Source organism: Acinetobacter sp. LipI_15 (assembly GCF_058242865.1).
On record NZ_JBZAYN010000001.1, the window covers coordinates 1,236,123 to 1,248,829 of the forward strand.

The following is a 12,707-nucleotide window of genomic DNA, read 5'->3' on the forward strand; positions in this document are numbered from 1 at the left end:
AAGGGAAGAAACAGCAGTACCTCGAACAAGAAAAATCAAGCTGATTTATTTCAACATTTATGAGGGATTGAGATGGAAAACATTCAACCGAAGTCAGGAATGGCTTCGAAGATTATCTGGCTGTTTGTAGCCATTCTAGGTGCCGTTTCATTCGGCATACTAGCACTCAGTCGAGGCGAGCATGTCAATGCAGTTTGGCTGATCCTTGCAGCAATCTGTGTGTATAGCATTGCATATCGTTTTTATAGTTTATTTATTGCCAATAAAGTCTTTGAACTGAATGAGCGACGTTTAACGCCTGCCCATCGCTTAGCTGACGGCTTGGATTATGTACCGACAAATAAAAGCGTTCTATTTGGTCACCACTTTGCTGCGATTGCAGGTGCAGGCCCATTAGTCGGACCGATCCTTGCTGCGCAAATGGGTTATTTGCCGGGAACAATTTGGCTCTTGGTGGGTGTTGTTCTTGCCGGTGCGGTTCAAGACTTTTTAGTCTTGTTCATCTCAACGCGTCGTGATGGTCGTTCACTCGGTGAAATGGCAAAACAAGAACTAGGTTCTTTTGCCGGAATCATCGTGATGCTTGGTGCACTTGGCGTGATGATCATCATTCTAGCGGTACTTGCTTTGGTTGTTGTAAAAGCGTTGACCAACAGTCCGTGGGGTGTTTTCAGTATCGCGGCCACTGTACCGATTGCGATTTTCATGGGTATCTACATGCGATTTATCCGTCCGGGTAAAATTGCAGAAGTGTCAATCATTGGTTTTGTACTGATGATGGCAGGGATTATTTATGGTGGTGACATTGCACAGCATCCGTACTGGGGGCCATTCTTTACACTTTCAGGTACTGAACTGACTTGGTGGCTGATCGGTTATGGTTTCGTAGCATCTGTGTTACCCGTATGGTTACTGCTTGCACCACGTGATTACCTATCGACCTTCTTGAAAATTGGTGTTATTGCAGGTTTAGCAATCGGGATTATGTTTGCTTTACCTGAAATGAAAATGCCAGCGGTGACGCATTTTATTGATGGTACAGGTCCTGTATTTGCAGGCTCAATGTTCCCATTCTTGTTTATTACCATTGCCTGTGGTGCAATTTCAGGTTTCCATGCGCTCGTTTCTTCAGGAACGACACCGAAACTTGTGAATAATGAAAAAGATATTCGCATGATCGGTTATGGCGGCATGTTGATGGAATCTTTTGTTGCGATCATGGCTTTGGTCTGTGCAACGATTCTTGAGCCTGGTGTGTATTTTGCGATTAATGCGCCAGCAGCTGTGATTGGTACAACGGTTGAGTCCGCTGCAGAAGCAGTTCGTACATTAGGCTTCGTGGTAACACCTGAAGCATTGACCTTACTTGCACAAGAAGTGGGTGAAAACTCGATTCTGTCTCGTACAGGGGGGGCGCCAACATTTGCGATTGGTATGGCGCATATCATTACGGAAATTTTTAATAACCGTTCAATGATGGCGTTCTGGTATCACTTTGCGATTTTATTCGAAGCACTCTTTATTTTAACTGCTGTGGATGCAGGTACGCGTGCATGTCGTTTCATGGTGCAAGATACAGTGGGTATCGTGGTTCCTGCGGTTAAAAACTCACATAATTTCTTCGGAAATCTGTTAGGTACAGCGGTAGCTGTTGCAGGTTGGGGCTTCTTCGTTTACCAAGGTGTGGTTGATCCACTCGGCGGTATTAATAGCTTATGGCCGCTATTTGGTATTGGTAACCAAATTCTTGCTGCGATGGCTTTGATCTTGGGTACAGTGATTTTATTCAAGATGAAAAAACAAAAGTATGTTTGGGTGACGATTATCCCAACAGTATTCTTGTTTATTACTTCCATGACCGCTGGTTGGCAGAAGATTTTCCACGAAAATCCAAAGATTGGTTTCTTGGCTCAAGCAGATCGTTTTAATGCAGCAATTGCGAAAAATGAATTGTTGGCACCAGCAAAAACCATGGCTGAAATGCATACGGTTGCATTATCGAATCAAATCAATGCTGGTCTGTGTGCATTCTTTATGATCGTAGCTTTTGTAATGTTATTTGCAGCGATTGGTGTGGTACGTCGTGCCTTAGCAAATCCAAATCCATCAGTGAATGAAGCAGAAGCGATTTACCGTGACCCAGCTGAAATTGAGCCATCAAAGTCAGCACATTAATAGGGGAATATGAATGAACCTGAAGTTTGCAAAAAGTGGAAAAACGGTGATTTATAAAATCATTAAAATGACCATTATGTCGCAGAAGGATTTAATTCTGAACCCGAAAAATTGGTCACGTATTGCGACTTTGTGGCAACGTTTACAGCAAAGCTTCCGCCTGATGGTGGGTGTGCCAGATTACCAAAATTATTTGGAACATATGGCAAAACATCATCCTGATTTGGAAGCGATGGATGCAAAAACATTTTATCGTCACTGTGTAGATGCACGTTATCCATCAGCTGGTGGTGACATGAAGAAGTGTCCTTGCTAATGCCTTGACTCGTGCTAAAAAACAAATAAAAAGCGTTCTTCGGGACGCTTTTTTTATTGTTGAATTTTGATCAGTCGAAGCGAAACCAACGCTTTTGTATACTCAATAAATATCAAGCGTATGTATTTAAGGTATTGAACTGGGTATGGCTTGGAGATAAACACTGTATTTTTAAATAAAACCCTGTATGTTAGTCATTCATTTAACTTTTTTATTGGGGAATAAAAGGTGTTTTGGGGATCAGAGAAAAGCCAACAAAATAATACATCAACGCTTTTAAGTGAGCAGAGCCTTGCGCCTTTTTACCCGAAAATAAATACATTCCTCGAACAAATTAACCAAATTATTTTGGATAAAAACCAGCAAACCAAATTGGCTTTAGCTTGTCTATTGGCAGGCGGGCATGTGCTATTTGAAGACTTACCCGGTTTAGGGAAAACGACATTATCTAGCGCCTTGTCACATTTGGCGGGATTAAAGTTTCAACGGATTCAATTTACCAATGACATGCTGGCCAGCGATGTGATTGGGGTAAATATGTTTAATCAAAAAGAACATCATTTTGAGTTTAAATCAGGGCCGATTTTTACCCAAATTTTATTGGCAGATGAAATCAACCGTTGTAGTCCAAAGACCCAAAGTGCATTATTGGAAGCAATGGAAGAGGGCTACGTGACTGTCGATGGTGTGCGCTATGCTTTGCCTCAACCATTTTGGGTGATTGCGACACAAAATCCCTTATTTCAAAGCGGTACGTATGCCTTACCTGAGTCCCAGCTAGACCGTTTTTTAATGCGGTTGTCTTTAGGTTATCCATCGCGTCAGGCAGAGAAATTATTGCTCCAACAAACTTCACGCCATGATCTGATTGCGGCATTAGCACATATCTTTAATGAAGCTGAAATTTTACAACTGCAAGGCTTTGTCGAGCAGATACATCTGAGTGATCGTTTAATGGATTACATTTTGGATCTTGCTGCTGAGACACGTAAAGGGAGACATGGTCTCTCTACGCGTGGTGTTTTAGCCTTAAAGAAAGCTTCGCAAGCCTATGCGCTGATTGAGCAGCGAAATTATGTGAATCCTGACGATGTGCAAGCGGTTTTTGCAGCGGTGGTGTCTCATCGAATTGGTTTGTCAGATCTTGAAGCCTTTAAGCTTTTAGAACAAGTTTCAATTCAATAAGGGAGTTGAACCTTGGCTTCAATGTGGCAGCAATGGATTGAACGTCGATTTAAAATTGATCAGCATAAACAGCTGACTCAAAAAGACGTCTTGATCTTTATCTATCAGCAAGGCTACTTGTATTTGGTGTTAATTTTCATCACCTTTATTGCTGGTGTGAATTATGCCAATAACTTGATTTTAGGCTTTTGTTTTTTAATTAGCGCCGTATTGTGTATTAGTTTCTATATAACTTTTAAACAGCTTCATGCGTTGCAGATTCAAATAAATGTTGTTGATACACCGCAAGCAGGTGAATTACTTTCGGTCGATATTTACTTTAAGCAAGATGCTGAACAGGCAAGATATTTGTGGATTAAAACTGAAAATCAGCTACATAAATTATTGTTCAATACGCAACAGCAATGCTTTCAATTAAATTTTACAACCAGCCAACGCGGTGTTTTTCAGATTCCACCCATACACATTTATAGTGTTTATCCCTTTGGTTTAGTACGGGCCTGGACGTATTTATATGCACAGCAGACTGCGTGGGTTGCCCCACAAGCCAGTTTGCATTCCGTTGAAAATAAGCAACAACAGCAAAACTTTGAACCTGATCTTGATGAATTTCGCGAATTACGCAGTTTTCAGACGGGGGATTCACTTCATGCGGTGTCTTGGAAACAAGCAGCACGAGGACAAGGCTTATATATCAAAGTCTTTGAACAATATGAAGATCTAAAGAAATTGGAGATTCATTATCACCATATGCCAGCTCAAAGTCATGAAGAAAAACTTAGCCTCATGATGGGTTTGGTCGAGCAGGCTGAAAAAAACCACGATCAATATGCACTGTATTTACCTAATGCTGAGTTAGCATCAGGCACTGGAGCACTGCATTTTTCCGAAGCAAAACGGTTATTGGCGCAGGCTTAAGAGATGATTGAAAATACCATACGCCGCTCAATATTACTCACTTTAGCCTTGGTGCTCATTGCACAAATGCTTTATATTCCTGTGGCAACATCATTGGTATTTTTAGTCATTTGGCTTATTTTATTACTCAATACTCGCGCCAGTAAAAAACCATTTTCTAAAATTTTAACCTATGTGCTGACATTGACTGCTTTATTCAGCATTTACTTAAGCCATAAAACCTTTATTGGTGTTGATGCAGGAGTTGCAGTACTTAGTACATTTTTATTTGCTAAATCTTTAGAAACAAAAACACGTCGTGATGTAATTATTTTATTTAACTTTGCGATGTTTGTGATAGCCAGTAGCTTTCTATTTAGCCAGTCCTTTGCCATGGCACTGGTTATTTTATTGGCACTGTTGAGCTGTTTTATTGGATTATACCGTTTACAGACCGTTGGTTTTAGCCAAAACTCAGGCGGTGAAATACAAGCGATTAAACAAGATATTGGGCATGTGGGAAAATTTATTGCCTTAGCTGTTCCATTCTTTATTTTGCTGTTTCTCTTTTTTCCACGCCTGCCGCCGCTATGGCACATTCCTATTCCTGAAAATAAAGCCACAACGGGAATCAGTGACAGCATGTCTCCGGGCGATATTGCTCAGTTATCCCAGTCGAGTAGTTTGGCTTTTCGTATAATTGGAGATATTCAAGCCTTGCCACCACGTACAGAGCTGTATTGGCGGGCGATGGCATTAGATGAATATGATGGTTCTAAATGGACCAGTCATTTTTTTAACCAGAACGTTATACAGCTGAATCCAGCCGAGTTAAAACCCAAACGGACATTGAATTATCAATATTTGGCTGCCGACCCAAGTGTGATGTGGATTATGTCGTTGGAGCAATCCGTTCCCAATGAAGCACGTTTTGCTTTAGGTCAAGATGGTCGAATTACACCCTACCGGTTAACAGCACGCACGGAGCCGATTCAACTGAAATGGTTAGGAAGTGCAGAGCCGCCACAAATAAAAAATGTGACTTTACTTAAAAAATTAAACACTCGCTATGTTGAAAACTTGGATGTTCAATCACAACAATTGGCCCAAACTTTATGGCAGCGAAGTCGTCAAAATCCTGAGCGTTATATTGCAGAAGTTATGCAATGGTATAAACACAATCGCTTTGCATATACCTTAAGCCCAGGTGTATTGGGGCAAAATCGGATAGATGATTTTTTATTTGGATCAAGAAAGGGGTTTTGCGAACATTTTGCATCGAGTTTTGCAATGTTGATGCGCTATGTGGGTGTTCCATCGCGTATTGTTGTGGGATATCAAGGTGGTCAATTAGCACCAGATGGAAAAAGTTGGGAAGTTCGTCAACTTGATGCACATGCGTGGACTGAAGTTTATGTCAATCAACATTGGCGTCGTATTGATCCGACGGCCATGATCGCACCGCAGCGTATCGATGGGGGGATGCAGGATTATATGGAACAAGATCGGACAATTTTTGGGAGCCAGCAGTCGACTTGGGCCTATCAACAATTTTCGATGTTGAAAAAAGTCCGTGTATGGAGTGATTATGCGAGTTACCAATGGCAAAGCAAAGTGGTGGGTTATAATGCTGAATCTCAACAACAATGGTTTAAAAAGCTCGGGGTAAATTCTGCTTATGCAGTTGTTTTAATTCTTATTTTGAGTATTGGTGGCATTGTAGCATTATATTTTATATGGATTTTGTGGAAAAAAAGAAAAAGTTTAAGCCCTCTTGAAAGAGAAATTACCAATTTCGCAAAGAATTTACCCTTGAGCCAGCAAAAATTGACTTCTGAAAGTTTTCGGCATTGGTTACAACGTTTGGCTGAAAATGTACCTGAACATGAAAGGCGTTCATTTGAACAATCCATCAAGTTATTTGAGCAGGAAATTTACGTAGGTACTCCGCTAAGTTCTCAAGATATTCAATGTTTTAAGACTTTGCTTAAAACTTGTACGCAAAGTTTAAAAAACTCAGAAAAGGGCTTGTCATAAAAAATAAAAATGAATATGATGCTTGGACTTCAGGTGTATAGCTCAGTTGGTTAGAGCGCTACGTTGACATCGTAGAGGTCAGCAGTTCGAGTCTGCTTATACCTACCAAATTCAAAAAGCAGAATCAAAATGATTCTGCTTTTTTTTTATCTGAAATTATTAGGGTCTGTTGACATTTACTGTTCATAATTAACCCTATAAAGGTAGCCATAAAAATATACAGGCTAAAGCAACAGAACTTTGATAATTGCTTTTGAGCTTGTCATATCGAGTAGCTATTCCTCTAAATTGCTTTAATCTACAAAACATATTTTCAACTAAATGCCTGATTTTATATAAATACCAGTCCATATGGTCATTGTTCGATTGGCTATTCGTTTTCCTTGGTATATTCGCTACTTCTTTGGCTCATATTTCTGCGTTTATGACTATATAGCAGTGCTTTATACAATGTATGCTATAGCGGATTATTTGAAACAAAAAAGCCGCATTCTATGCGGCTCTTAATTGAACAAATAAATTATGCATCTTCAGTTTCTAAAATTTCGAAGTCATGGGTAATTTCTACACCACCATCCATCAGCATTTTACTAGCAGAACAGTATTTTTCAGCAGAAAGTTCAACCGCTTTTGCAACTTGCTTTTCCTTCACGCCATGACCAGTGACTACAAAGTGCAAATGAATTTTAGTGAATACAGCAGGAATAGTGTCGGCACGTTCTGCATTTAATTCACAACGAACATCAGTAATGTCTTGGCGTGCTTTCTTTAAAATCGTCACAATATCGAAAGATGCACAACCACCAAGTCCTGTTAAAATCAGTTCCATTGGGCGCGGACCACGGTTTTCACCGCCATATTCTTGTGATCCATCCATCATAACAGTGTGACCACTTTGAGTTTTTGCTTCAAAAGCAACATTCTCTAGCCAATGAACACTAGTTTGCATTGCAAGTCCCTAAAAAAAGCTATAAATTTACGCAGTACCTGTACACTAACATAAATTGAGTTGATAAGGAATTTCAACTCTTACGTGTGACAAGTTCACTTTAGGTCTTGTGCGATCTATAAATTATCCATATTCGGAAACTGTTAGCATGACTTCAAACTTTTCACAACTTAGCACAGATGCGCTATCTCCGGGGCAGTTACCTGAGTCGGTGAAGGCATTATTAAAACGTGCATATATTAATCGTTACCCAAAACGTACAACAATCATTGATGCGGGCTCAGAATCTAAATCTTTGTATTTAATTCTTAAGGGTTCAGTATCTATCATTTTACGCGAAGATGATGAGCGTGAAATTGTGGTTGCGTACTTAAATGCGGGTGACTTTTTTGGGGAAATGGGTCTATTCGAAGCAAATGCACAGCGTACTGCAGAAGTGCGTACGCGTGATGTATGTGAAATTGCTGAGATTACCTATGAAAACTTTCATGAATTAAGCAAACAATACCCAGACTTAAGTTATGCGGTATTTGCACAGCTTGTACGCCGTCTTAAAAATACGACGCGTAAAGTAACTGACCTTGCGTTTATTGACGTATCAGGTCGAATTGCACGTTGCTTAATTGATTTATCTTCACAACCAGAGGCAATGATTTTGCCGAATGGTCGTCAGATTCGTATTACTCGTCAAGAGATTGGTCGTATCGTGGGTTGTTCCCGTGAAATGGTTGGTCGTGTTCTAAAAACACTTGAAGAGCAAGGCATGATTGAAACTGATGGTAAAGCGATTCTAATTTTTGATGCATCGCTTGAAGATAAAAGCCAATTGGCTTCTGACGAATTTGACGACGAAGAATAATCATTCTTCTAAATCAAAAAAAGCAAACTCAGGGGTTTGCTTTTTTTATGTCTATTCATTTCTCACCATTATAGCTGAACAAGCCTTTCTCACATTTTTTGACAAATAAACAGAAAATTATGATTTAAACAAAGCCGATATCTTATGTAAGCTACTTTGTGACTTATATATTGATATTTAAAATAAAGAGGGAATTTGCGGCATGCAATTTAAACCATTGGCACATAGCGGAATTTTAGTTCCAGAAATTTGTTTAGGCACTATGACGTTTGGTGAACAAAACACCCAAGCAGAAGCTTTCGAGCAACTGGATTATGCTTTAGAGCGTGGTCTTAACTTTTGGGATACTGCAGAAATGTATCCTGTCCCACCGAAACCTGAAACCCAAGGTTCAACTGAAACTATTATTGGTAACTGGATTGCAGCTCGCGGTGGACGTGATAAATTAATCTTAGCTTCAAAAATAGCAGGACCGTCACAAGGCGGTAGTCATATTCGTGACGGGCAAACTAAATTTATTGCTTCGGAAATTGAGTCTGCACTGGATCATTCTCTTCAGCGCTTACAAACAGATTATCTTGACTTATACCAGTTGCATTGGCCGCAACGTCCAACCAATTTTTTCGGTAAATTGGGTTATGGCAATGTCGAAGCAAACAGTACGCAAACTATTACCAATTTAGAAGAAACATTGGTTGCTTTAAGTCATGAGGTGAAAAAAGGTCGAATTCGCTCAATTGGACTATCTAATGAAACGCCATGGGGAACGTTAAAATTCCTACAACTTGCAGAAAAGCATGGTTTAGAAAAAATTGTCAGTGTGCAAAATCCATATAGTTTATTGAACCGTACTTATGAAATCGGTTTATCTGAAATTGCACACTACGAAGGCGTGGGCTTATTGGCATATTCACCTTTAGCATTTGGTTATCTAACAGGTAAATTCCGTCATGGTGCACGTCCTGCCAATGCTCGAGTGACACTATTTTCACGCTTCAGCCGCTATTCAAATGCGGAGAGTGAATGGGCAACAGAACAATATGCACAATTGGCTGAACAGCATGGTTTAACGTTGACACAGTTAGCACTAGCATTTATTAAGCAGCAATTTTTTGTCACCAGTACAATTATTGGTGCGACAAATCTAGATCAGTTGAAAGAAAATATTGATGCTTTTGAGGTGAATTTATCAGAAGACATTTTAAAAGGGATTGAAGCTATTCATCGCCTACAGCCAAATCCTGCACCTTAAGCTGAACTTTTCAGTGGATTATGTAAAAGCCTGCATGTAAATGTGGGCTTTTTTGACATTTGTATTATTTAAGCAAATGGAAAATCATTGAATTTTATTGTCAGAAAGTCAGTTGAGTTGACAAGAAAATTGTTTAAAAAAACATATGCATTTAAACAACATAATAAAGTACTAAATTCTTCAATAAATGACTTGAAAAGTATTCTATTTATACCAATATTATAATTGAGATTTATCTTTATCTTAAAATTAACTCATTGAAAAATATTTAAAAAATGTATTTGAAATTTTAAATATGACTCCCATATATGCTTCAAGTACAGAATTTGTTGTGAGGAATAACAAGAATGCGATTTGAAAAATTCACAAACCGTTTGCAGCAAGCATTATCCGATGCCCAATCTTTAGCAATGGGGAAAGACCATACAGCCATTGAAGGAATCCATATTCTTTCGACATTGCTTGAAGAGCCGTCGAACCAAAACTTGTTACAACAGGCAGGTGCTAATCTTCCTGAGTTAAAAACCAAGCTTCAGCAAGCCCTACAGGATACCGCCACCATTGCTACGCCGACAGGGGACATCAACCTAAATCCTGAAGCAGTCAAGGCGCTGAATTTAGCTGACAGTTTTGCTCAAAAAGCTGGAGATGAGTTTCTTTCTACAGATTGGGTGATTCTCGGTTTAGCTGAAACGGGTAAAACCAAAACCTTATTAAATAGTGTAGGCGTAACGACAGATAAATTACGTAGTGCAATTGAACAAATACGAGGCGGTGAACAAGTCATGAGTAATAACCACGAAGATCAACGTGATTCACTCAACAAATATACCTTAGACCTCAATGCACGTGCATTAGAAGGCAAGTTAGATCCAGTTATTGGTCGTGATGAAGAGATTCGCCGTACCATTCAGGTTTTATCACGTCGTAGCAAAAACAACCCGGTATTGATTGGTGAGCCTGGTGTGGGTAAAACAGCAATCGTTGAGGGCTTAGCACAGCGTATCGTCAATGGCGAAGTTCCTGAAAGTCTGAAAGGTAAACGTGTACTTTCACTCGACCTTGGTTCATTGCTTGCAGGTGCAAAATACCGTGGTGAATTTGAAGAACGTCTTAAAGCAGTTCTAAAAGATTTGGCCAAATATGATGGCGAGATCATTCTCTTCATTGACGAATTACATACGCTTGTTGGCGCAGGTAAAGGCGATGGTGCAATGGATGCTGGTAACATGCTTAAACCTGCATTAGCGCGTGGTGAGCTACGCTGTGTAGGTGCAACCACCTTAGATGAGTACCGCCAATATATTGAAAAGGATGCGGCATTAGAGCGTCGTTTCCAAAAAGTGATCGTTGATGAACCGAGTGTGGAAGACACCATTGCGATTTTACGTGGTCTAAAAGACAAATATGCAACCCATCATGGTGTGCAAATTTTAGACTCTGCGATTATTGCTGCGGCAAAAATGTCGCATCGTTACATCACAGACCGTCAGTTGCCAGATAAAGCCATTGATTTGATTGATGAAGCTGCATCACGTATCAAAATGGAAATTGACTCAAAACCTGAGCCACTTGACCGTTTAGACCGCCGTTTAATTCAGTTAAAAATGCAACTTGAAGCGGTGAAAAAAGATGCAGATTCAGTCTCAAAAGCTGAAGTTGAGCACCTAGAGAAACAAATTGCTGAAGTTCAAAAAGAATATAGTGATTTGGAAGAAGTTTGGATTGCGGAAAAACGTCTGGTTGACGGCACGAATCAGGCTCAAATCGAGCTAGATAAAGCACGTACTGCCTTTGAAAAAGCACAACGTGAAGGTGATTTAGCAGAAGCTAGCCGTTTGCAATATGGTGTTATTCCTGAGTTGCAAAAACGCTTGAATGAAGAAGAAGTTGCCGAGGTGAATGAAGAACCGAAACTGATTCGTACCAAAGTCACTGAAAATGAAATCGCTGAAGTGGTAAGTGCGGCTACAGGTATTCCTGTTGCGAAAATGCTGCAAGGTGAACGTGAAAAACTCTTACACATGGAGGAGTTCTTACATAACCGTGTAGTGGGTCAAGATGAAGCTGTCGTAGCAGTGTCGAATGCGGTGCGTCGTTCTCGTGCAGGATTATCCGATCCAAACCGCCCAAGTGGTTCATTCTTATTCCTTGGGCCAACAGGTGTAGGTAAAACTGAGTTAACCAAAGCTCTAGGTAACTTCTTATTTGACAGTGATGATGCGATTATTCGTATCGACATGTCAGAGTTTATGGAAAAGCATTCGGTGAGCCGTTTAGTAGGTGCTCCTCCGGGCTATGTGGGCTATGAAGAAGGCGGTGTATTAACTGAGGCTGTTCGTCGTAAACCTTATAGTGTGGTGTTGTTTGATGAGGTTGAAAAAGCCCATCCAGACGTCTTTAACATCTTGCTTCAAGTGTTAGATGATGGTCGATTAACTGACTCACAAGGTCGTGTGATTGATTTCAAAAACACCGTGATCGTGATGACCTCGAACTTAGGTTCAACCGATGTTCGTGAATTAGGTGAAAACCCGTCGAAAGACGAAGTTCGTGCTGTGGTCATGGCTGCTGTATCTGAACATTTCCGTCCTGAATTTGTGAACCGTATTGATGAGCTGGTGGTTTTCCATTCTTTACAAAAAGCGCAAATTCGTGGCATTGCGGATATTCAGTTGGATCGTTTACGTTCACGTTTGGCTGACAAAGACATGAGTTTGGCAGTTGAAGATAGTGCCTTTGAGTTACTTATCGATGCTGGTTTTGACCCTGTATATGGTGCACGTCCTCTAAAACGTGCCATCCAACAACAAGTTGAAAATACACTGGCACAGAAAATCTTGTCAGGCGCGTTCCAACCGGGCGATACGATTGTTGTTCAAGCGGAAGGAGATCACCTAAGTTTTGACAAGATGAAACTCAATTAAAAGGTACAAATTAGCCACGTTCAGTTGTAAAAACAGAAACCCGGTTTAGGCCGGGTTTTTTTATTTTACGCTTTTCGTGATTTTCGTTTAAATACGTAAAGTTGATTGCA

The 12,707-nt window shown here is 40.2% G+C and carries 9 protein-coding genes, 1 tRNA gene and 1 pseudogene; 9 read left to right on the forward strand and 2 right to left on the reverse strand.

Annotated elements, in window-relative coordinates:
- The first annotated feature begins 72 nt into the window (after nt 1–72).
- The 6 genes from AC4CU0_RS05980 to AC4CU0_RS06005 all read left to right on the forward strand — a co-directional run bounded on the left by AC4CU0_RS05980 (nt 73) and on the right by AC4CU0_RS06005 (nt 6,718).
- Nucleotides 73–2,175: a carbon starvation CstA family protein gene (locus AC4CU0_RS05980; protein ID WP_490742694.1), complete on the forward strand. Its 2,103-nt coding sequence runs from the start codon at nt 73–75 to the stop codon at nt 2,173–2,175.
- Nucleotides 2,176–2,188: 13 nt separating this feature from the next.
- Nucleotides 2,189–2,491, forward strand: coding sequence for a YbdD/YjiX family protein (locus tag AC4CU0_RS05985; RefSeq protein WP_078190160.1), 303 nt, complete (start codon nt 2,189–2,191; stop codon nt 2,489–2,491).
- 228 nt (nt 2,492–2,719) lie between these two features.
- Nucleotides 2,720–3,676 carry an AAA family ATPase gene (locus tag AC4CU0_RS05990; protein ID WP_490742695.1) on the forward strand — a complete coding sequence of 319 codons (957 nt, stop codon included), beginning with the start codon at nt 2,720–2,722 and terminating at the stop codon, nt 3,674–3,676.
- Between the two features lie 12 nt (nt 3,677–3,688).
- Entirely contained in the window at nt 3,689–4,594 is a 906-nt protein-coding gene (locus tag AC4CU0_RS05995) for a DUF58 domain-containing protein (RefSeq protein ID WP_180084773.1), read from the forward strand.
- A gap of 3 nt (nt 4,595–4,597) precedes the next feature.
- A complete protein-coding gene (locus AC4CU0_RS06000) occupies nt 4,598–6,610 on the forward strand; it encodes a transglutaminase TgpA family protein (protein WP_490742696.1) in 2,013 nt (670 codons plus the stop codon).
- 31 nt (nt 6,611–6,641) lie between these two features.
- Nucleotides 6,642–6,718: transfer RNA gene (locus AC4CU0_RS06005), tRNA-Val, on the forward strand.
- 68 nt (nt 6,719–6,786) lie between these two features.
- On the opposite strand, the pseudogene AC4CU0_RS06010 reads toward AC4CU0_RS06005, so the two are convergent.
- A pseudogene (locus tag AC4CU0_RS06010) lies at nt 6,787–7,006 on the reverse strand (IS5/IS1182 family transposase); the annotation flags it as partial.
- Between the two features lie 124 nt (nt 7,007–7,130).
- Nucleotides 7,131–7,559 (reverse strand): OsmC family protein, encoded by a 429-nt coding sequence (locus tag AC4CU0_RS06015; protein ID WP_078191820.1) that lies wholly within the window; start codon nt 7,557–7,559, stop codon nt 7,131–7,133.
- A 148-nt stretch (nt 7,560–7,707) separates the two neighbouring features.
- On the opposite strand from AC4CU0_RS06015, the gene crp reads away from it, so the two are divergent.
- The 3 genes from crp (at nt 7,708) to clpB (ending at nt 12,597) form a co-directional block, all read left to right on the forward strand.
- Nucleotides 7,708–8,418 (forward strand): cAMP-activated global transcriptional regulator CRP, encoded by a 711-nt coding sequence (gene crp, locus AC4CU0_RS06020; protein WP_180004890.1) that lies wholly within the window; start codon nt 7,708–7,710, stop codon nt 8,416–8,418.
- 202 nt (nt 8,419–8,620) lie between these two features.
- Entirely contained in the window at nt 8,621–9,670 is a 1,050-nt protein-coding gene (locus AC4CU0_RS06025; RefSeq protein ID WP_490742697.1) for an NADP(H)-dependent aldo-keto reductase, read from the forward strand.
- Between the two features lie 347 nt (nt 9,671–10,017).
- Nucleotides 10,018–12,597: an ATP-dependent chaperone ClpB gene (gene clpB, locus AC4CU0_RS06030; RefSeq protein WP_180134857.1), complete on the forward strand. Its 2,580-nt coding sequence runs from the start codon at nt 10,018–10,020 to the stop codon at nt 12,595–12,597.
- Nucleotides 12,598–12,707 lie beyond the last annotated feature (110 nt).

Excerpts from the sequence above, each read along its gene's own strand:
- AC4CU0_RS05980 (WP_490742694.1), top strand. The coding sequence starts at position 73 with ATGGAAAACATTCAACCGAAGTCAGGAATGGCTTCGAAGATTATCTGG.
- AC4CU0_RS05985 (WP_078190160.1), top strand. The coding sequence starts at position 2,189 with ATGAACCTGAAGTTTGCAAAAAGTGGAAAAACGGTGATTTATAAAATC.
- AC4CU0_RS06000 (WP_490742696.1), top strand. The coding sequence starts at position 4,598 with ATGATTGAAAATACCATACGCCGCTCAATATTACTCACTTTAGCCTTG.
- AC4CU0_RS06015 (WP_078191820.1), bottom strand. The coding sequence starts at position 7,559 with ATGCAAACTAGTGTTCATTGGCTAGAGAATGTTGCTTTTGAAGCAAAA.
- crp (WP_180004890.1), top strand. The coding sequence starts at position 7,708 with ATGACTTCAAACTTTTCACAACTTAGCACAGATGCGCTATCTCCGGGG.
- AC4CU0_RS06025 (WP_490742697.1), top strand. The coding sequence starts at position 8,621 with ATGCAATTTAAACCATTGGCACATAGCGGAATTTTAGTTCCAGAAATT.
- clpB (WP_180134857.1), top strand. The coding sequence starts at position 10,018 with ATGCGATTTGAAAAATTCACAAACCGTTTGCAGCAAGCATTATCCGAT.